The organism is Pseudomonas sivasensis (genome assembly GCF_021391435.1).
Lineage (GTDB): Bacteria > Pseudomonadota > Gammaproteobacteria > Pseudomonadales > Pseudomonadaceae > Aquipseudomonas > Aquipseudomonas sivasensis.
The window spans coordinates 4,091,268-4,110,884 of the sequence record NZ_CP090029.1; the positions used below are offsets into that span (position 1 = coordinate 4,091,268).

Genomic DNA, 19,617 nt, shown 5'->3' on the forward strand with positions numbered 1-19,617 from the left:
CACAAGTGCAGTCTGTCAGCTGGCGGTGGCCAACAGCAGGTCCTGCACCGAACGCGCTTTGCCTCGGCTGCGGTCGTATTCATACAACGACGCGGCAATTTCATCCGCGCGAATCGGCAGAATCGACAGCAATGTGTCGCTCAAACCATGGCTGGCCTGGCTGAAGCCCTGGATATAGATACCCGCCTTACAGCGATCGTCGGTCACGATGCGGTAGTCACGAGCCACTTCGAAATCACCCATATACGCTTCCAGAGGCGCCAGCAGTTCGCGGTGCATCTGACGCTCGTAGCCGGTGGCCAGCACCACCGCATCGTAATGATTGACGGTGATGTCACCGTTGGCATTGTTGCGCAGGGTCAACTCAATACCCATCGGGCCGGCCACCGCTTTTTCCACCACGGTCATGGTGCGGAACGCGTGACGGGCGATGCCGGAGACTTTCTGGCGGTAGAGAATCCCGTAGATACGCTCGATCAGGTCCAGATCGACCACCGAATAGTTGGTGTTCTGGTACTCCGCGACCAAACGCTCGCGCTCGGCCCCCACTTGTTGGAACACCAGGTCGGTGAAGGCCGGCGAGAACACCTCATTGACGAACGGGCTGTCATCGGCCGGCTTTAGCGCCGAACCGCGCAGGATCATGTCGACCTGCACCGACGGATAGCTGTCATTGAGGTCGATGAAGGCTTCAGCCGCGCTCTGGCCACCGCCAATGATCGCGATGCGCATCGCCTTGCCGTCCACACAGGGTTGCTGCGCCACGCGGGCCAGGTACTGGGAGTGATGAAATACGCGGTTGTCATCCTTGAGCCCTTTGAACGCCGCAGGCACTCGTGGCGTGCCACCGGCGCTGACCACCACCGAGCGCGTCGTGCGCACGTGCTGCTCACCGTGGGCATCGCGGGAAATCACGCGCAGGGCCTCGACCTGCTGCTGATGCAGGATCGGCTCGATGGCCAGTACTTCCTCGCCATAACGGCCCTGGTTCTGGAATTGCGCTGCGACCCAGCGCAGGTAGTCGTTGTACTCCATGCGGCACGGGTAAAAGGTGCCCAGGTTGATGAAGTCCACCAGGCGGTCGTGGGCTTTCAGGTAATTGACGAAGGAGTACGGGCTGGTGGGGTTGCGCAGGGTCACCAGGTCCTTGAGGAACGAAATCTGCAGTTCGCTCTGGGTCACCAGGGTATTGCCATGCCAGCGGTAGTCGGCCTGCTTGTCGAGAAACAGCGCGTCCAGCTTGCCCTGGGTTTTCTCTCGTTCCTGCAGAGCGATGGCCAGCGCCAGGTTCGATGGGCCGAAACCGATACCGATAAGGTCGTGAACCGCGGGCGAAGCAATTGCCTGTGTCATTCCAGTGTCCTCTGGATAAGCCCCTTGGCGATGGGGCAGGAATACCTTCAAGACCTGCACAACAGGTCATGTGTTGATAGGAAACGAGGACAGTGAAATAAAATTTACCTGATCAGCGATCAGTGCCCTTCCCACTCGCGCATCCGCACCCGACAGTGCTTCATGGCGTTGACGATATGTTTTTCCACCAGGGCGCGGGAAATACCCAGGCGCTCGGCAATCTGCAGGTGGGTCAGCCCGTCGAGTTTGCGCAGCAGGAAGCTGTCGCGGCAGGCTTTCGGCAACTCGGCCAGAGCACGATCAAGCAGCTCCAGGCGTTGGCCTTGGTCGTGGCTGGCGTGAGGGGAACTGGGGGAGAAGCGTTCTTCGCTGTCGAGTATTTCCAGCGGCTCGTGCTGGCGCAGTACGTTGCGCCGATGCCCGTCGATCACCAGGTTCAGCGCCGTGCGGTATAAAAACGCGCGGGGCTGGTCGATGGGGACAGCGCTGGAACGCTCAAGTACCCGAACGTAGGCGTCATGCACCACATCTTCGGCCACCTGACGGTTGCCCAGCTTGGCGTTGAGGAAACACACCAGCTCGCGATAGTAGTTTTCCAACATGACTCCCGACCGCCACAGAAAGGCGATATCCGTTCCTTGAGTACCTGAAAATGACAACCCATAGCGTAATGGCAGTTTGGGTGCGTGCAATTTATAGTAATTCTCATCTACTTTTAAACAAGTCTTGCGCCACCGGTCGTTTTTTTTACGCAAACGACCCGTTACACAGTGTGTAACAGCCTAAATCCTCACGCGTTTCTCTCGTTTAACTGTCAGCTCTGCGCAACTGCGCTCCGAACTTTCCTGGCTGGAACCTAAGCATGAAACGCCCTCGACCTGCCCGACGCGCCCTGCTAGTTGTGGCGTGCCTGATTCCCGTCATCGCGGTCGCCGCCTGGCAAGTACTGCCGACCGGCCGCGACACGCTGACCACCGTCACCGTGACCCGCGGCGATATCGAAAACAGCGTGACCGCTTTGGGCACCCTGCAGCCACGTCGTTACGTGGACGTGGGCGCCCAGGCGTCCGGGCAGATTCGCAAGATCCACGTTGAAGCCGGCGACCAGGTGCAGGAAGGCCAATTGCTGGTAGAGATCGACCCCTCGACGCAAAAAGCCAAGCTCGATGCCAGCCGCTACGCCATCGAAAACCTCAAGGCCCAGCTGCAGGAGCAGAAGGCCCAGCACGAACTGGCGCGGCAGAAGTACCAGCGCCAGCAGCGTCTGGTCGCCGGCAACGCCACCCGCGAAGAGGATGTCCAGACCGCCAAGGCGGAACTGAGCGCCACCCAGGCCCGGGTCAATATGTTCCAGGCGCAGATCCTCCAGGCTCAGGCCAGCCTGCGCAGCGATGAAGCGGAGTTGGGCTATACGCGTATCTACGCGCCAATGACCGGCACGGTGGTTGCCGTGGACGCGCGGGTCGGCCAGACCCTCAATGCCCAGCAGCAGACGCCGTTGATCCTGCGCATCGCCAAGTTGTCGCCGATGACCGTGTGGGCCGAAGTCTCGGAGGCCGACATCGGCCATGTAAAACCCGGCATGACGGCGTACTTCACCACCCTGAGCGGCGGCAACCGGCGCTGGACCAGCACCGTGCGGCAGATCTTGCCGATTCCACCCCAGCCCTTGAACGAAACCCAGGGCAGCGGCAGCCCTAATAGCTCCGGCAAAAGCGGCACCGGCCGCGTCGTGCTGTACACCGTGCTGCTGGATGTGGACAACGGCGATAACGCGTTGATGGCCGAAATGACCACCCAAGTGTTTTTTGTCGCCAGCCAGGTCAAGGATGCCCTGACCGCGCCGGTCGCCGCCCTGCTGGGCAGCCACAGCGCCGACAAACAGATCGCCCGTGTTGTCACGGAGAACGGCCGCATCGAGGAGCGCGAGGTGCAACTGGGCATCAGTGATCGCCTGCGGGTGCAGGTACTCGGTGGCCTGAACGAAGGCGACCACCTGTTGATCGGCCCGGCTGCTGGCAGCGGGGGTTGAGTTGACCACGCCTCTGATCGAACTCAAGAACATCCGCAAGTCCTACGGCGGTGGCGACAGCCCACAGGTGGACGTGTTGCGCGGCATCGACCTGTCGATCCATGCCGGGGAATTCGTCGCCATCGTCGGCGCGTCCGGCTCCGGCAAGTCCACGCTGATGAACATCCTCGGCTGCCTCGATCGGCCCTCGGTCGGGGACTACCTGTTTGCCGGGGAAAACGTCGCCCACCTGGACAGTGATGAATTGGCCTGGCTACGCCGCGAGGCCTTTGGTTTTGTGTTCCAGGGCTACCACCTGATTCCTTCAGGCACGGCCCAGGAGAACGTCGAGATGCCGGCGATCTACGCCGGTATCAGCGCGGCCGAACGCCATGCCCGAGCCAACGCCCTGCTGACGCGTCTGGGCCTGGCCGAGCGTACCGGTAACCGTCCACATCAACTGTCCGGCGGTCAGCAGCAGCGGGTGTCCATTGCCCGCGCACTGATGAACGGCGGCCATATCATTCTCGCCGACGAACCCACCGGTGCCCTCGACAGCCATAGCGGCGCCGAGGTGATGACCCTGCTCGACGAACTGGCCAGCCAGGGCCACGTGGTGATCCTGATCACCCACGACCGCGAAGTCGCCGCGCGGGCCAACCGCATCATCGAGATCCGCGATGGCCTGATCATCAGCGACTCGGCCGATGACAGTGAAACCGCCCCAACAGCCGCCAGCGGCGCGTTGCAAGCCGTGGACCTGCGTCAACGCCTGGTCGACGGTGCGGAGCATAACGGCGCGTGGAAAGCCGAATTGGTGGACGCGGTACAAGCCGCCTGGCGGGTGATGTGGATCAACCGTTTTCGCACCGCATTGACCCTGCTGGGGATCATCATCGGCGTGGCGTCGGTGGTGGTGATGCTGGCGGTCGGCGAAGGCAGCAAGCGCCAGGTCATGGCGCAGATGGGCGCGTTCGGCTCCAACATTCTTTATCTGAGCGGTGCATCGCCCAACCCACGCACGCCACTGGGCGTCATCACCCTCAATGACGTCGAGGCACTGGGTGCGTTGCCCCAGGTCAAGCGCATCATGCCGGTCAACGGCAGCAAAGCAGGCGTGCGCTATGGCAACGTCGACTACATGGCGTACGTGGGCGGCAACGACACCAACTTCCCGGATATCTTCAATTGGCCGGTGGTCGAGGGCAGCTACTTCACCACCGCCGACGAGCGCAGCGGGGCTACGGTCGCGGTGATCGGCCACCGTATCCGCGAAAAGCTGTTCAAGGGCCAGGTCAATCCGATCGGACAATACATCCTGATCGAGAACGTGCCCTTCCAGGTGATCGGCGTGCTGGCGGAAAAAGGCGCCGCCTCCGGCGATAAGGACAGCGACGATCGTATCGCCATCCCCTACACCGCCGCCAGCGTGCGTTTGTTTGGCAGCTACGACCCCGAATACGTGGTGATTGCCGCCGCCGATGCAGGCAGGGTCCACGAAGCCGAAGTGGCCATCGACCAACTTATGCAGAAGCTGCACAACGGCAAACCCGACTACGAGTTGACCAACAACGCCGCAATGATTCAGGCCGAGGCCCGTACCCAGAACACCCTGTCGCTGATGCTGGGCTCAATTGCCGCGATTTCCTTGCTGGTGGGCGGTATTGGCGTGATGAACATCATGCTGATGACCGTGCGCGAGCGCACCCGCGAAATCGGCATCCGCATGGCTACCGGTGCGCGCCAACGCGACATCCTGCGCCAGTTCCTAACCGAGGCGGTCATGCTCTCGGTGGTCGGCGGCTTGTGCGGCATTGCCCTGGCCCTGCTGGTGGGCGGCGTACTGGTGCTGGCCAAGGTGGCGGTGCAGTTTTCCCTGGTGGCGGTGCTTGGCGCATTTGGTTGTGCGCTGGTCACCGGTGTCGTATTCGGCTTTATGCCGGCCCGTAAAGCTGCCCGGCTCGATCCGGTTAAGGCGTTGACCAGTGAATAAACGATCCATCCCCTCGCAGCTGTCCCTGATCAGCCTGTGCCTGCTGCTCAATGCCTGCGCCGGCGATCCACCCGCGGTGGACAGCGGTATTGCGCCGCCGGCCGCCTGGCAGTTCGCCGAGCGCGACGCGGCCCAGAGCACCAACCAGCACTGGTGGACGCAATTCGGCAGCCCGCAGTTGAATCGGCTGGTCGAACAGGCCCGGCGTGACAGTGTCGACGTGGCCGCCGCCATGGCCCGTGTGCGGCAGGCCCAGGCCAGTGCAGTGATCGCCGGGGCGCCGTTGCTACCCGAGGTGAAGTTCGACCTCGCCACCAGCCACCAGAAGCTGCTGCACGGCCAGGGCGGACCAGACCTGGACGTCTCGCAGAGCGACGACGCGGTCGACAATTTCGGCGCCAGCTTGACGGCCAGTTATGAAGTGGATTTCTGGGGCGGCCGCGCCGCCGCCCGAGACAGCGCCCTGCAGGGCCTGCGGGCCAGTGAGTTCGATCAGGCCACCGTGGAACTGACCTTGCTCAGCAACGTGGCCGACCGCTACGCGCAAACCCTGGCCGCACATCAGCGCCAGCAAATCGCCGAGCTGAACCTGGCCAATGCACGCAACGTGCTCGACCTGGTGCAAACCCGCTACGACGCGGGCTCCGCCACGGCGCTGGAACTGGCCCAACAGAAAAGCCTGGTCGCCAGCCAGCGACGCCAACTGCCATTGATTCAGCAACAGGCCGAAGAATCCCAGATCACCCTCGCGGCCCTCCTTGGCCAGCCGGTTCAAACCCTGGACCTGGGCGCCGAGCCCTTCCAGGCCCTGACATGGCCAACCATCGGCACCGGCATGCCCAGCCAGTTGCTCAGCCGCCGCCCCGATATTGCCAAGGCAGAGGCCCAACTGGCCGCCGCGCAAGCGGACGTCACCGTGGCGCGCGCCGCGATGCTGCCAGCCTTGACCCTCGGCGCCACACTGGGCTCCGACGCCTACAAGGCCGTGGACATCCTGCGCAGCCCGTATTACACGCTGACTGCCGGACTGGCAGGGCCGATCTTCAACAACGGCCGTTTAAGCGCCGAACGCGACAAGGCCCGAGCGCGCCAGGATGAGCTGCTGTACGCCTATCGCGGTGCGATCATCAACGGTTTTGCCGATGTGGAAAAAGCCCTCAGCAGCATCACGCGCCTGGACCAGCAGCGCCAATGGCAAACGGAAGAATTGCAGCAGGCCCAGACCGCCTTCCAGATTGCTGAAAGCCGCTACCAAGCGGGCGCCGAGGACCTGCTTACGGTACTGGAAACCCAGCGCACGCTTTATGCTGCCCAGGACTTGAACGTGCAATTGCGACTGTCACGCCTGCAGGCCAGCATTGCGCTGTATAAGGCATTGGGTGGCGGTTGGAAGACTAATATCTGATAAACGAAACTCTTGTTTCGTACACCAGTCGTCTCACGCCCCTACATTCGTCACCTCAGGATCCTTGGTAAAAAGCCGCTTCCACACGGCTGCCCGGGACCTCCTGATGAATGTTGCAAAACACCTCGCATGCGGCTGTCTCTGGCTGGTCACTCATCTTGTCCAGGCAGAGTCACTGATCAAGCCCACCGCCATCGATTGGCTGCTCGATTGCACCCTCCCCACAGACGAACAGATGGCTCCTGAGGTGCTGGCGCGCACCCAGTGCGGCGTCGTGACAGTACCGCGTAACCACGCGGCCCCCGGGGAAGGCACTCAACGCCTGTACCTGACCCGTGTCGGCGCCCGTGAGCCACTGAGTCGTGAAGGTGTGGTATTCGTCCAACCCGGTGACACACTGCAGGAAAACAGCGCAAGTACGTTCAGCATTCACCTCGTCAGCCGTTGGGAGACCTACTACACACAGGCCTACCGCACTCTGCTCAACCGCTACGATGTGATTGAACTCAGCCCTCGCGAACTCACTCAGGCCCATGACGTCGAACAGGCAGTTCAGGACATGGAGTATGTACGCGCACAACTGGGCGACCCACGATTGCATTTTTTGGGTAACGGCCACGCAACCCGCCTGGGCAGCCGTTACGCGGTGCAGTTTCCCGAACGCGTCGCACGCATGGTGCTGGTCAACGCTGAACAGGGCACGGCAGACGCCTTTCAAGTCACACACCTGCGCCTCAGGGAGCCCGCCAAACCGGACGGCGGAGGGTGTATCAGCCGATGGGTGGGCGATTTCCTGGCCCTTGGCAAACAGCCGCCGCCCTCCACTCGCTGTCTTGACGGGCATGCCAGGGAGCAGGTCCACCGTTGAATTGCATTCCACGCCCCCCCTCTTCAGTGATCAGTTCTACAATGCCCCCCATTCATCCCCAGGGGTTTTCATGGACATCGAACTGGCACGCACCTTCCTCGAAATCACCCGCTGCGGCAGCCTCGCGGCGGCGGCCGAGAAACTGCACGTCACCCAGACCGCCATCACCGCACGGGTCAAAAGCCTGGAAAGCCAACTGGGCAGTACGCTGTTCATCCGCAACCGCGCGGGTGCACGCCTGACTGCTGACGGCGAGGCCTTCGTGGTGTACGCCAACCAGTTGCTGCAAACCTGGGAAGCCGCGCGCCGCGACCTGCCGTTGCCCGATGGCTATCGCAATGTGCTGCATATCGGCGGAGAGGTCAGCCTGTGCAACCCGCTGATGCTCGGCTGGGCCCAGGCGCTGCGCGAGCATATTCCCGGCCACGCATTGCGCACCGAAGTGCGTGAAGGCGAATACCTGTTGCGCCAACTGGAACTGGGCGTGCTCGACGCTGCGTTGGTGTTCCAGCCGCAGTACTGGCCGGGGTTGCAGGTGGAGCAGGTGCTGGAAGAAAAGCTGATCCTGGTGCAATTGGTCAGCAAGCCGGCGCCGTACGTCTACATCGACTGGGGCCCGGGCTTTCGCCAGCAACATGACGCGGCCCTGCCCGACAAGGCCCGCGCTGCGGTGAGCTTCAACCTCGGGCCTTTGGCCTTGCAGTACATCCTCGAAAACGGCGGCGCCGGGTATTTCCGCACGCGGGTGGTGCAAAGCTATCTGGACAGCGGTGTGATGCAGCGTGTGGCCAAGGCGCCGGAGTTCAGTTTCCCAACCTACCTGGTGTATTCGCGGGCACGGGATTCGGCGGTGTTGCAGCAGGCCCTGGAGTTACTGCGCGACGTGGTCAAGGCCGAAGGTGACTGGTCGCAACGCTGGGATCCGCTGCTGTGAAACGGACTATGGACTCGCACAATCGCGAAGGCGGACTAAGCTCAGTCACCACCCAAAAATAATATGAGTCCCGACCATGCCCGACGCTACCGAGGCTTTCCGTGCCCGCTACCGCGCCGCGGTTTCCGCTCGCTACAACCCCTGGCTTCATGGTTTTTTTGTACTGGGTTACGGCATCGCCTGCATTACCCTGGCCTGGTCCAGCACTGAGCAGATCACAGCGCTGCAATGGCTGACCGTGCCGTTGACCCTGCTGTTCTTCAACCTCTGCATCTACCTCGTGCACCGCCATCTCGGCCATCACAAACACGCCTTTGCGCGCTTGTTCTACGCACGCCATACCGGTGACCACCACAGTTTCTTCACCCCTGGCCACATGACTTACGACAGCCCACGGGACTGGCGGGTGATCCTGTTCCCGGCCTGGTTGATCGTGCTGCACAGCCTGGCCATCACGCTCCCCGCCTGGTGGCTGCTCAAGCAACTGAGCCCCAACGTTGCTGGGCTGTTTGCCGGATGCATGCTCCTGGGCTACCTGTTCTACGAAGTGTTCCACGCCTGCGAGCACCTGCCTGCGGAGCATCCGGTGGCGCGCCTGCCGTGGATTCGCCAGATGCACCGGCTGCATGCCTTGCACCATCGCCGCGAGCTGATGCAGGGGCGCAATTTCAATATCGTCCTTCCCCTGATGGATTACCTGTTCGGCACCCTGCACTGGGAGCCGAACCCCAACGACAACCAGGAATCGTCATGAGTACCCGTCCAAAAAAACTGCGCCATCTGCTGTTTGTGTTGCTGCTGGCGGTGGTCGCCTTTCTGCTGCTGATGCCCACCAAGGTACAACCGGTGAACTGGTCACCGCCCAAAGCGCCATCGATGAAGGATGGCCCTTTCGCCGAAAACCAGCGACTCAAGGCTGTACAGAAAATCGGCGCCCAGGACATCGCCGGACCGGAGGCGTTGCTGTTGGATGCACAGGGTTTGCTCATCAGCGGCCTGCATGACGGGCGCATCATCCGCACATCGCCCGACAGTCAAAGCCTGGAAGTACTGGCCAATACGGGCGGTCGCCCACTAGGCCTGGCGATGCACCCGGATGGGCGCTTGATCATTGCCGATGGGGTGAAAGGCCTGCTCGCGCTGGACTCGAACCGCCAACTCACTTCCCTGAGCACCAGCGCCAATGGCGCGCCCTTCGGTTTTACCAATGACGTCATCGTGGACGCCAGCGGCCGTTATGGGTATTTCAGCGATGCGTCGAGCCGCTGGGGTTATGGGCAGGACGGCGAAGCGGTGATCGAACATGGCGGCGATGGGCGGCTGCTGCGTTACGACTTCAGCAACGGCAACACCGAGGTGTTGCTCGACCAGTTGCAATTCGCCAACGGCGTAGCCCTGGGCCCGGACGAAAGCTACGTACTGGTGAATGAAACTGGCGCCTACCGCATCAGCCGTTACTGGCTCAAAGGCGAACGTACTGGCAGCCACGACCTGTTTATCGACAACCTGCCCGGCCTGCCGGACAACCTGAGTTTCAATGGCCGGGACCGTTTCTGGGTAGCGCTCTACTCACCGCGCAACCCGTTGCTGGACAGCTTCGCCGGCTACCCACTGCTGCGCAAAGTGATGGTGCGCGCACTGATGGTGGTGCCCAAGCCCATCGAGCGCAAAGCCTTTGTGTTGGGGTTGGATACCAACGGCAAGGTCATCGCCAACTTGCAGGATGGCAGCGCGGACAACTACTCACCGATTACCACGGCGCGGGAGTATGGCGACTGGTTGTACCTGGGCTCGTTGACGAACACGAGCATGGCGCGCGTGCCGTTGCAACTGGCGTTAAAGCCGGAGTGAAGAGAGGGTCAGTTTGGTCCGGACGGGACGCCTGAGATCAAAATTAAAAGCAGAGAACAAGCCTAAGCCAGCCGGAGGTCTATCTGATGCATGAAGATCAAATGTGGGAGTGGGCTTGCCCGCGATGAGGGAGTGTCAGTTGATACATCTATGACTGACCCACTGCCACTGGGGTCAGGCCCCATCGCACATCTGGACTGAGTTCACTAAAAAATCGATCGACTCTAAGGCTGCCGCGCTTCTGCCTTTAATCTGAAGTCGCCCGGTCAACCACGTAGGCCGACAGCTATGTATGCAGTCAAGCTGCCCGTTGAGATTCAGTCAATCGGGATGTCGCACCAGCTTCGCCAAACGGCCCAGACGACTGCGGCAATAGTCCAAACATAACCAAGACGATACGGCCACAACGCCCAACGCTTAAGCGCTAAAGGAACAGATGCCAGTTCGGCCTCAGTCACAAGGCCTGCTTTCAGGAAGGCCTTGGGCATCGACAGAATGTCGACCATCAACCCCATGCGATGATACCGGTCGATTCGCTGATTTCTTTTCCAAAAACGCTTATGTCTACGAACCTTTTCATTTTCACTGAAGTAACTTTCCAGCTCGTCGAGCTTCGTATATTCGGCAAACAGTACCAATCCTAAGAAAACAAACGTCCCGACAAACCAGACAACGGTATAGACCAGAAAAAAATCCATGGCTAAGCCCCCTCTGGCTGGAATATCAAGTCACCATCGACCTCTAGAGTGTTTTAAAAAAAAGAACAGGACGCTTTCCCTATAGCCAAGTGCACCAATAACCTCAACTGATAGCCCAAATCATCGCGAGACGGTATGGCCATACGGCCCAACGCTTAAGTGCCAAGGGAGTGAATGCAGGAGCAGTTTGGTCGCACCCTTTAAGTTTCAGTCAATCGGGATGTCGCACCATCTTCGCCAAACGACCCAGACGACTGTGGCGATAGTCCAAATTAAGCCGAGATAATAGGGCCACAACACCCAACGCCTGAGTGTTAACGGAACAGACGCCAGTTCGGCCTCAGTCACCACACCTGCTTTCACATGACGCGCTGAGTCTGACAGGTACTCAAACATCAACAACATGCGGTATTGCCTGTCGATCCACTGGTTTCGTCTCCAGAATCGCTTATTGTCGCGGACTCTTTCGTTCTGACTGAAATAACTCTCCACCTTGTCCAGTTTTGTGTATTCGGCAAACAGCATCAGCCCCAAAACGACAAACATCCCAACAAAATGCACAAGGGTAAAGGCAAGAAAAAACGACACGATTAAGCTTCCTGTGGCTCGAAGATCAACTCACCATTAACCTCTAGAATCTTTCCACCCAGTAACGCACCTTTATCACCTAGAGCAGAGCCTCCCGCCCCGTCACACACGCCTCCTTGATCTCCAATCCCGCCACGCCCACGTCCAGCGCCAACCCCACATACGTGCCTTTGCCCAACCACTTTGACATCTGCGCGATCTCCCGAATCCGCTGCGCGTACCCGGCGATCTCACCCTTCTTCAGATAGCTTTTCGTGGAAATCCCCAGCAGCTTCTTCAACCCCTGATTGCCCCGCAAACCCGTGCCATAGCGCGCCGCGCCTTGCAATTGGGTGTCCAGCAGCGACAACAACACCTGGCGCTGGCGAAAAAATGCCTGCCGGTCCAACCCGCCGTCCCGAAAGCGCTGATGCAACCGCTCAATGTCCTCCAGCGTATGCGCCACCGCGTCCAGATGCCGCGACCACGCCGACGTCACGCTGCCCACCCCGATCGAGCTGTACGCCAGAAAGCTCTGCAGCAAGTCATAGTTATTGATCACCGCCGTTCCGACTGACGCGTCTTGCGCCAACTGCCGGTGAATTTCTTCCGCCCGGCGCATCAACCAGGCCTCCTCCAACGAACACGTCACGCTGTAGGCATCGGGAATAATCACCATCTGACCCGGCGTCACCAGCCCATGGCGCAGGTGCCGATTCAACACATCAAAATGATCAGAACGCTGCCGGCTCGGAGCACTACCCATCAAGCGGGATTTCACACTCGGATAGTCCATCGTGCGGTCGTTGAGATAGCTCTGCGCCATGCCTTACATCCGGGATGCAATGAAGATGGCGTCGAAATATAAGCAAGCAGATACATCCCGGACACAACCCGAGGAAGGCTGGATAACATTTGGGAAGTTACCTACGTCAACGCGGACAAGCGCTTACGGAAGTACCCTCAATACCCGGTCATTTCCAGGTAGCCCACGCCCCCGTCAAACCTCACCGGCCCTTCCCAATACGGAATGCTCAGGTTCATCCAGGCGTTCGGGTTGACGGCTTCAGTGGTGATATCCAGCTGTTTGCCAGGTATTTTCAGCGACCAGCGCGTCGGCAGGTTGCGCCCATCGATGGCCGTGGTTTCCAGCGGTGTCAGCTGGATGTCAGCGTTATGCAAAGTCTCTGTACGTCCCTGGGCGTCGATCCAGGTGCCGGTGAGATAACCGCCGCCGTCCTTCTGGCGTACGCGAAACAGCATCAGTTGCGCGCCCCGGTCGAGGTGCAGGGAGAACCAGTCCCAACCAGTCTGGCTGGCGCTCAGTGGTTGGCTGCTCCATTCGCGGTCGAGCCACGCCGGGCCAGTGACTTGATAGGTTGTGCCATCGATGCTGACGCTGCCATTGGCGGTGAAGAACGGCTGGCTGTAGTAATACGACGCCTGGCCCTGGTCGGATTTACGGCTGTAGCCGTTGTCACCTTGCAACACCAATGGACGGCTGGAGGTCAGCCGCAAGTCGTAGGCGAAGTGCTCTGCACTGGCCTTGAGTTGCATATCCGCCAATGCACTGGCCGCGCCAGGACGGCTGGCAAAGTTCCAATCGTCAATCCACGCATTGAACGGCGCTGCCTGGGCACCGGCCTGGCCAACGCCGCCACGGGCAAGCCGTTCGGCGGCGTAGTGGCGGTTGGCGGAGGTGACGGCGGCATGGCCGAGCCACACCGTCGAATCCCGCCAGCCGGCCTGGGTCGGCCCGGCTTTCAAGGCGTTGCGAAACAGCGTCCATTGCACGCCGAACACATTGCCTTGGGCGTCCTTCAGATTGGCGGTGACGTACCACCACTCGATGCGAAAACCGTCATGGGGGCCATGGTCCTCGGGAAAGCTGAACACCTTGCCGGGCAGCACTTGGGCAAAGTCCGCCGCATCGCTGCCCAGGCCTGCAAAGCTCTCTTGGGGCGCGGGGGCTTTGTCACAAGCCGCCAGCAGCAATAACGCGCACATCAACGCCTTAATCTTCATGGGCAAAGGTCCTCAGCAAATCCGCCGGACGGCTGCGGTACAGCTGCCACAACGGCCAGGCCGATGCCAACAATGTGGCGAGCATCGCCAGCCCAAGCAATTGTGCGAGCTGCCACGGGAACACCTGCAGCGGCAGCCGCCAACCAAAGGCCTGCACGTTGATCACCGCGTCCAGGCACCATGCCAATAACACCCCCAGCGGTAACGCCAACATTAGGGTGAGCACCGCCAGCAGCCAGGTCTGGCCCAGGTTCAGCAACATCAATTGTCGACGTGTCACGCCCAGCGCCCATAGCGGTGCGAGTTGGCCGAGGCGGCTCTGGCTCTGGGTCAGCAGGCTAATGAACAGCGCTACGCCGGCCACGCCCAAGGTCAGGCTGTTGAGGGCCGCAGTCGCGGCGAAGGTGCGTTCGAACACCTGGCTCGACCAGCCCTTGAGTTGCTGTTGATCGACGATGCGGCTGTCGTCCAGGGCAAATGCGCGCTGCACTTCTCGCACCAGTGGCGCTACATCAGACGGCGCGACGCGCAGGTTGAAGCGCGCGGGTGAGAGCGTCGGCCAGTGCGCCAGCAGGTGTTCGGAATTGACCAGGATATGCCCCTTGGGATTGCCGTAATCCGCGTAAATCCCCACCACCTTGGGTGACCAGAGGCCTTGAGGCGTGGGGATATCAATCGAATCCCCGAGCCTGACTGAAAGCCTGCGCGCCAACTGCTCGCTGAGCATCAAGGTGTCGTCACGCTGCAACCGGTCCCAAGGTGCATCGGCAGCGTCCAACAAGGGCCAGTGCTCGCGATAGGTCGGATCGTCGACCACCCCGAACAGATCCGTTGGCCAGCCCTGCACTTGCACGGCGATCTGCCAGGTAGGCAACACCCTCTGCACCAGCGGTTGGTGCGCCAGCCAAGTGCTGAGCTGATCCGCCTGGGCCGGGGTTTGCGGGTTGAGGTACAGCTCGGCAGTGAGGCGTTGTTCCAGCCAATGATTGAAGGTGTGGCGAAAGCCCGAGGTCATGGAGCCCGCGCCGATATTCGCGGCCAGGGCCAGTAGCAGCGCCATCAGTGCCAGGCTCAAAGCCGGCAGTTGTTGGCGGCAATCGGCAAGAAACCACTGGCCAAGCACTGAACGGCTGCGCCCCAACACGGCCTTGAGCAGCCCGTTGAGCAATACCGGCAAGCCCAAGGCCGCGCCGAGCAGTAAGGTCGCCATCAATACAAACCCCGCCGCCAAGCTGTCGCCCAGCCAAAGCGCCAACAGCGCGATCAGCAATGCCGTTCCGGCGACCCATCCCTGACGCCGTAACCAGCGACCATGGGCCTCGTGCCAGGCCTGGGCGTTGGCCAGCGCCAGCAACGGCAAGCGCGCCGCCCGCCACACGCTGCTGGCACCGGCCAGTAAAGCACCCAACAGGCTCAAGCCCAACCCCGCCAGCCACCACCATGGACTCAGGCTCAACTGTCCCGGCACTTCGGCGCCATACAAGCCGCGCAGGCTGGCAGCCACATCCGGCAGCAGCAGGCTGGCCAGAAGGTATCCGCTGGCGACGCCGAGCACGCCGCCCAGCAGCGACAACGCGCCCAATTCCACCCCAAGCCCGAGGATCAACAAACGCGCACTGACCCCACAGGCACGCAAGGTGCGCAGCAGTCCGCGGCGTTGCTCCAGGGCCAGACCGATGGCGGCGTGCACAATAAACAGCCCCACCACAAAGGACAGGAAGCCCAGCGCATCAAGGTTCAGGTGGAAGCTTTCGGTGAGGCGCGCCAAGTTGCTGTCCTCGCCCTGCCGGAGTTGCAGCCCGGCGGGAGGCGTGGGATGGCTGGCGGCGAAGGCCTTGTCCAGCAGCAGCCGCGACAGCTGCCCAGGCATCTCAAGCACAGGTTGAGCAAAGCCGATATCGGTCAGTAACATCCCGGGCGCCATGTCCGGCTGGGCTTGCAACGGCGGCAGGCGTTGCCCGTTCAGCACCAGGGGTTGCTGCCCTTCGTGCAGCCCCAGGGCCTGCAAGGTTTGCGGCGCGATCCAGGTACGCCCCGGAGGGTCAAAGAAGGCGAGCATCTGCGCCTGGCTCAAGCGCTGCCCCGCTACCGCGCCGCTGCCGGGCAACGACAGCGGGTCGAGGCCCATCAATTGCAGGCGCACGTCCTCATGCCCCTTGAGCTGCAACCGCCCCTGCACCACCGGCGACACCGGCCAACCCGCGCGGCGCAGTTCGGCAAACAGCGTTTGCGGGAAACTGGCAGCGTCCGGCGCACTGAGACTGGCTTGGGGTTCGCCGCCGATCAACTGGCTGGCGCGGGCATAGCTGTCGCGCGCCTGACTGTTGAGGGCCTGCACGCCGGTCAAGAGTGCGGTGGCCAGCCACAAGCCGGTGAGCACACTGAAAAACTGCACCGGGTGGCGCCGCCAATGGCTGAGCAACGCGCGTAGTGTCCAATAAAACACCGCCATTTCAGCGAGCATCCGCAGGCAGGACGCGGCCGTGATGCAACACCACCTGCTGGTCCAGCCGTGCGGCGATACGGGGGCTGTGGGTGACCATCAACAAGCTGGTGGGGCTGTCGCGCAACAGGTCCAGCATCAGTTGCAACACCTCGTCGCTGGTGGCTTCGTCGAGGTTGCCGGTGGGTTCGTCAGCCAACAGCAAGCCTGGCCGCGACGCCAAGGCACGCCCTACCGCGACCCGCTGTTGTTGGCCGCCCGAGAGCTGTTCCGGATAGCGCTTGAGCAAGTCGCCCAGGCCCAGGCGTTCCACCAACTGCGCCTGCCAGAGCGGATCAAAGCGCCCCGCCAGCCGGGCCTGGAACGCCAGGTTGTCGTCGACGCGCAAACTGCCAATGAGGTTGAACTGCTGGAACACCAGGCCAATTTCAGTGCGCCGCCAGTGAGCCAGTTGCGCCTCGCTCATCTGGTCGAGGCGTTGCTCACCCACTTGGATACTGCCGCGATCCAACCGATCAAGCCCCGCCACCAAGTGCAACAAGGTGCTTTTTCCACTGCCCGACTCGCCCATCAACGCCAGGCTGCTGCGTGCGGCCAGGTGCAAATCCACACCTGCCAACACCGCCAACGGGCCTTGAGGGGTGGCATAGCTTTTGAAGACACCTTGCGCCTGCAGCATGGGAGCACTCGATTGATGGGCGGCCATCGAGAATAACGGCTGCGCCTTGGGGCCACGCAAATTTTTCACATGGATTTCACCGGATGCCCACTCGCCCACCTCTAAATTGCCGGTTATGCGTCACGCGTCGACCACTTATTAAGTTGCCACGCCTGATAACTTTTAACCGCCCCATGTTCAGCGAAAAGACAGCAGCCCTGTGACAGCCTTCTGCTCCACTGCGGCTATTCGCCAACACATTGCGCCTAACTAATACAACATTGCCAACAATGTCCAAGGTGAATGAAGTGGTAGACATTACCCTGACCAAACCGCGCTCGCCCCGGACTTTTTTCAAGCGCCTGCAACGGCTGTATCCAGGCATTGCCGTGATCACCGTGCTGCTCGCTTGCAGCCTGTTCTGGCCGGCCTCGCCACGGGACCTTGGCGTGGGCAACAGTCTGTTGACCTCACAGGTTATGCCGCTGTGGCGTGACGGCGACGTGATCGTGCTGGTGCGTCATGAAGAGCGCTGCGACCGTTCTACCAATCCGTGCCTGGGGCCAGTTGAAGGCCTGACGATCAACGGCAGCGAACACGCCGAAAACCTCGGCAACGCCTTTAAATCATTGGGCATGGAAGGCAGCGACGTACTCGCCAGCCCGGCCATCCGTACCGCCCAGACCTTGCGCTTTATGTTCGGTAAAAACGAGCTGACCTCCGGCCAGCAGGCCGTCTGCGGCGCCGCCATGGGTGAAGAACTGCTCAGCCACAAACAGCCGGGACGCAACCTGGTATTTGTGACGCACAGTGGCTGCATCGCCGACTTCGAAAAAACCCAGGGCTTCCCCCATGCGGCATTCCCCGAGTACGGCAGCGCCCTGTTCGTGCAAGTGTTGCCCAACGGTAAATTCAAGACCCTGGGCATCATGAACAATCCGGACTGGCCGGCTGCGCTCAAACACCTCTAAGTCATTGCCTGTGTTCAGCAACAAGACAGCCCTGTTCTGGCATGTTTAGTTGCGCCTTTTAATTAAGCACCCCCTGACTCTCTCCTGTTACTTAGTGACCGCAGTGACTGTTTGCACGATGAGCTTATTACTTAAAAACCCTGGCCTTAAACGTCAAGGAGCGACGTTTTCATGACGCGTTTAAATCCGCTGTACCTATTGTTACTCGCCTTCGCCGCGTTCTATTTATTGCCCTTGGGCCTGCACGGCCTGTGGATCCCGGATGAAACCCGCTACGCCCAGATCAGCCAGGAAATGCTGCAGACCGGTAATTGGGTGGCGCCGCACTTCATGGGCATCCGCTATTTCGAAAAACCCGCCGCCGGTTATTGGCTGATCGCCCTGGGCCAAGCGGTGTTTGGCCAGAACCTGTTCGGTGCACGCATCGCCTCGGCCCTGACCACCGGATTGAGCGTGCTGCTGGCGTACCTGATCGCCCGGCGCCTGTGGAGCGATCCGCGCAAAAGCTTCGCCTGCGCGCTGCTGTACCTGAGTTTTGGCCTCGTGGCGGGGCAAGCGGGGTATTCCAACCTCGATCCGCAGTTTACGTTGTGGGTCAACCTAAGCCTGGTGGCGCTATGGTTCGCCCTCGACAGCCGCACGTCGCGCGGCCGACTGGGAGCCTGGACGCTATTGGGGTTTGCCTGTGCCATGGGTTTTATGACCAAGGGCTTCCTGGCGTGGGCGCTGCCGGTCTTGATTGCCGTGCCGTACGTGCTCTGGCAGCGGCGCCTGGGTCAGCTGCTGCGGTATGGCCCGCTGGCGATTGGCGTCGCAGTGCTGGTGTGCTTGCCCTGGGTCCTGGCGATCCACAACCAGGAACCGGATTTCTGGCGCTTCTTTTTCTGGAATGAACACATCCGCCGATTCAGCGCCGACGACGCGCAACACGTAAGGCCCTGGTGGTTCTTCCTGCCAATCATCGCCGTGTCCTGCCTGCCCTGGGCCGGCCTACTCCCCAGCACCCTGCGCCAGGCCTGGCAGCAAAAACGCGAGCCAGCCATCGGTTTCCTGACCCTATGGCTGCTGTTGCCCCTGGGCTTTTTCAGCTTGAGCAACGGCAAGCTGCCGACCTACATCATGCCGTGCCTGTTGCCCCTGGCGTTGCTGATGGGCCACACCTTGAGCGACCTGCTGCGCAACGGCCGCGCCCGCCAGATCAGCCGCAATGGCCTGCTCAACTTCGTGATCGGCATGGCGACCATGATCGGCCTGATCTACCTGCAAATCGCCAAGCCCTTGTACAGCAACAGCCATGCCGAAATGTTCAGCCTGTCCCTGGCCTTTATCGTGTTGCTGGTGTGGATCCTCACTAACCTGCTGCAAGCCTTTCGTCCGCTCACGCTGTGGGCCATGCCGGCCTTGGGCATCGGCGTGCTGGTGATCCTCCTGCCGGCGAGCATGCCGGCGCAGATCGCCGATAACGAAATGCCCGACCAGTTCGTGCTGGAACACCTGGACGAGTTGCAACATACCCATGCCCTGTTGAGCAACGAACTGGGCAGTGCCAGCGCCTTGGCCTGGCGCTTGCAACGCGCCGATGTGGCGCTGTATGACACCGAGGGCGAGTTGCGCTACGGCTTGCAGTTCGCAGATTCAGGCACGCGAAAAATCGAGTTGGATCAGGTACAGGCCTGGCTGAACGACGCGCGCCAACACGGCTCGGTAGGCGTGCTGATGCGCGTCAACAGCACCAGTGAAATGCGCGAGGCCGGGCAACTGCCGCTTGGAGGCAAGCGTTATTCCAAGGGGTACCTGGAACTGATCCTGTATCCGCAGTTGCCTGCTCCACATTGACTGC

General features: G+C 61.1%; 16 protein-coding genes and 1 pseudogene. 9 read left to right on the forward strand and 8 right to left on the reverse strand.

What is annotated here, in order from left to right:
* Positions 1–15 precede the first annotated feature (15 nt).
* Both LRO94_RS18315 and LRO94_RS18320 read right to left on the reverse strand, forming a co-directional pair.
* On the reverse strand, positions 16–1,353 hold the full coding sequence (locus tag LRO94_RS18315) for a lysine N(6)-hydroxylase/L-ornithine N(5)-oxygenase family protein (RefSeq protein WP_032888163.1): 1,338 nt from the start codon (positions 1,351–1,353) through the stop codon (positions 16–18).
* A 119-nt stretch (positions 1,354–1,472) separates the two neighbouring features.
* A complete protein-coding gene (locus tag LRO94_RS18320; protein WP_099600935.1) occupies positions 1,473–1,955 on the reverse strand; it encodes a sigma-70 family RNA polymerase sigma factor in 483 nt (160 codons plus the stop codon).
* Positions 1,956–2,215: 260 nt separating this feature from the next.
* Between LRO94_RS18320 and LRO94_RS18325 the strand changes: the two genes are divergently transcribed.
* The 7 genes from LRO94_RS18325 (at position 2,216) to LRO94_RS18355 (ending at position 10,415) form a co-directional block, all read left to right on the forward strand.
* Positions 2,216–3,385, forward strand: a complete 1,170-nt coding sequence (locus LRO94_RS18325; protein ID WP_032888167.1) for an efflux RND transporter periplasmic adaptor subunit — start codon at positions 2,216–2,218, stop codon at positions 3,383–3,385.
* 1 nt (position 3,386) lies between these two features.
* Positions 3,387–5,357: a MacB family efflux pump subunit gene (locus LRO94_RS18330; protein WP_179178743.1), complete on the forward strand. Its 1,971-nt coding sequence runs from the start codon at positions 3,387–3,389 to the stop codon at positions 5,355–5,357.
* The gene (locus tag LRO94_RS18335; RefSeq protein ID WP_179178742.1) at positions 5,350–6,762 is read left to right on the forward strand and encodes an efflux transporter outer membrane subunit; all 1,413 of its coding nucleotides are present in this window, start codon (positions 5,350–5,352) and stop codon (positions 6,760–6,762) included. The genes LRO94_RS18330 and LRO94_RS18335 overlap by 8 nt, the downstream gene beginning before the upstream one ends.
* A 106-nt stretch (positions 6,763–6,868) precedes the next feature.
* The gene (locus LRO94_RS18340; RefSeq protein WP_179178741.1) at positions 6,869–7,630 is read left to right on the forward strand and encodes an alpha/beta fold hydrolase; all 762 of its coding nucleotides are present in this window, start codon (positions 6,869–6,871) and stop codon (positions 7,628–7,630) included.
* A gap of 70 nt (positions 7,631–7,700) precedes the next feature.
* On the forward strand, positions 7,701–8,564 hold the full coding sequence (locus LRO94_RS18345) for a LysR family transcriptional regulator (RefSeq protein WP_179178740.1): 864 nt from the start codon (positions 7,701–7,703) through the stop codon (positions 8,562–8,564).
* Positions 8,565–8,640: 76 nt separating this feature from the next.
* Entirely contained in the window at positions 8,641–9,318 is a 678-nt protein-coding gene (locus LRO94_RS18350; protein ID WP_122680579.1) for a sterol desaturase family protein, read from the forward strand.
* Positions 9,315–10,415: an SMP-30/gluconolactonase/LRE family protein gene (locus LRO94_RS18355; protein WP_179178739.1), complete on the forward strand. Its 1,101-nt coding sequence runs from the start codon at positions 9,315–9,317 to the stop codon at positions 10,413–10,415. The genes LRO94_RS18350 and LRO94_RS18355 overlap by 4 nt, the downstream gene beginning before the upstream one ends.
* A 317-nt stretch (positions 10,416–10,732) precedes the next feature.
* Here the strand turns inward: LRO94_RS18355 and LRO94_RS18360 are convergent, their stop codons facing one another.
* The 6 genes and pseudogenes from LRO94_RS18360 to LRO94_RS18385 all read right to left on the reverse strand — a co-directional run bounded on the left by LRO94_RS18360 (position 10,733) and on the right by LRO94_RS18385 (position 16,827).
* Complete coding sequence (locus tag LRO94_RS18360) at positions 10,733–11,113, reverse strand: hypothetical protein (protein WP_032888179.1); 381 nt, start codon at positions 11,111–11,113, stop codon at positions 10,733–10,735.
* Positions 11,114–11,320: 207 nt separating this feature from the next.
* A complete protein-coding gene (locus LRO94_RS18365) occupies positions 11,321–11,701 on the reverse strand; it encodes a hypothetical protein (protein ID WP_095184343.1) in 381 nt (126 codons plus the stop codon).
* Between the two features lie 88 nt (positions 11,702–11,789).
* A pseudogene (locus LRO94_RS18370) lies at positions 11,790–12,506 on the reverse strand (hypothetical protein); the annotation flags it as partial.
* Between the two features lie 137 nt (positions 12,507–12,643).
* Complete coding sequence (locus tag LRO94_RS18375) at positions 12,644–13,705, reverse strand: lipocalin-like domain-containing protein (protein WP_179178738.1); 1,062 nt, start codon at positions 13,703–13,705, stop codon at positions 12,644–12,646.
* Positions 13,695–16,157, reverse strand: coding sequence for an ABC transporter permease (locus LRO94_RS18380; protein ID WP_179178737.1), 2,463 nt, complete (start codon positions 16,155–16,157; stop codon positions 13,695–13,697). Before LRO94_RS18380 ends, LRO94_RS18375 begins: the two co-directional genes overlap by 11 nt.
* A gap of 1 nt (position 16,158) precedes the next feature.
* Entirely contained in the window at positions 16,159–16,827 is a 669-nt protein-coding gene (locus LRO94_RS18385) for an ABC transporter ATP-binding protein (protein WP_032887293.1), read from the reverse strand.
* A 269-nt stretch (positions 16,828–17,096) separates the two neighbouring features.
* On the opposite strand from LRO94_RS18385, the gene pmrG reads away from it, so the two are divergent.
* A complete protein-coding gene (gene pmrG / locus LRO94_RS18390) occupies positions 17,097–17,777 on the forward strand; it encodes a lipopolysaccharide core heptose(II)-phosphate phosphatase PmrG (protein WP_032887292.1) in 681 nt (226 codons plus the stop codon).
* Positions 17,778–17,948: 171 nt separating this feature from the next.
* Positions 17,949–19,613, forward strand: a complete 1,665-nt coding sequence (gene arnT / locus LRO94_RS18395) for a lipid IV(A) 4-amino-4-deoxy-L-arabinosyltransferase (RefSeq protein WP_179178736.1) — start codon at positions 17,949–17,951, stop codon at positions 19,611–19,613.
* Positions 19,614–19,617: the final 4 nt, after the last annotated feature.

Coding starts and splice junctions, on each gene's coding strand:
- arnT (WP_179178736.1), top strand. CDS start 17,949: ATGACGCGTTTAAATCCGCTGTACCTATTGTTACTCGCCTTCGCCGCG.
- LRO94_RS18315 (WP_032888163.1), bottom strand. CDS start 1,353: ATGACACAGGCAATTGCTTCGCCCGCGGTTCACGACCTTATCGGTATC.
- LRO94_RS18350 (WP_122680579.1), top strand. CDS start 8,641: ATGCCCGACGCTACCGAGGCTTTCCGTGCCCGCTACCGCGCCGCGGTT.
- pmrG (WP_032887292.1), top strand. CDS start 17,097: ATGTCCAAGGTGAATGAAGTGGTAGACATTACCCTGACCAAACCGCGC.
- LRO94_RS18375 (WP_179178738.1), bottom strand. CDS start 13,705: ATGAAGATTAAGGCGTTGATGTGCGCGTTATTGCTGCTGGCGGCTTGT.
- LRO94_RS18385 (WP_032887293.1), bottom strand. CDS start 16,827: ATGCTGCAGGCGCAAGGTGTCTTCAAAAGCTATGCCACCCCTCAAGGC.
- LRO94_RS18355 (WP_179178739.1), top strand. CDS start 9,315: ATGAGTACCCGTCCAAAAAAACTGCGCCATCTGCTGTTTGTGTTGCTG.
- LRO94_RS18325 (WP_032888167.1), top strand. CDS start 2,216: ATGAAACGCCCTCGACCTGCCCGACGCGCCCTGCTAGTTGTGGCGTGC.
- LRO94_RS18380 (WP_179178737.1), bottom strand. CDS start 16,157: ATGGCGGTGTTTTATTGGACACTACGCGCGTTGCTCAGCCATTGGCGG.
- LRO94_RS18360 (WP_032888179.1), bottom strand. CDS start 11,113: ATGGATTTTTTTCTGGTCTATACCGTTGTCTGGTTTGTCGGGACGTTT.
- LRO94_RS18320 (WP_099600935.1), bottom strand. CDS start 1,955: ATGTTGGAAAACTACTATCGCGAGCTGGTGTGTTTCCTCAACGCCAAG.
- LRO94_RS18345 (WP_179178740.1), top strand. CDS start 7,701: ATGGACATCGAACTGGCACGCACCTTCCTCGAAATCACCCGCTGCGGC.
- LRO94_RS18340 (WP_179178741.1), top strand. CDS start 6,869: ATGAATGTTGCAAAACACCTCGCATGCGGCTGTCTCTGGCTGGTCACT.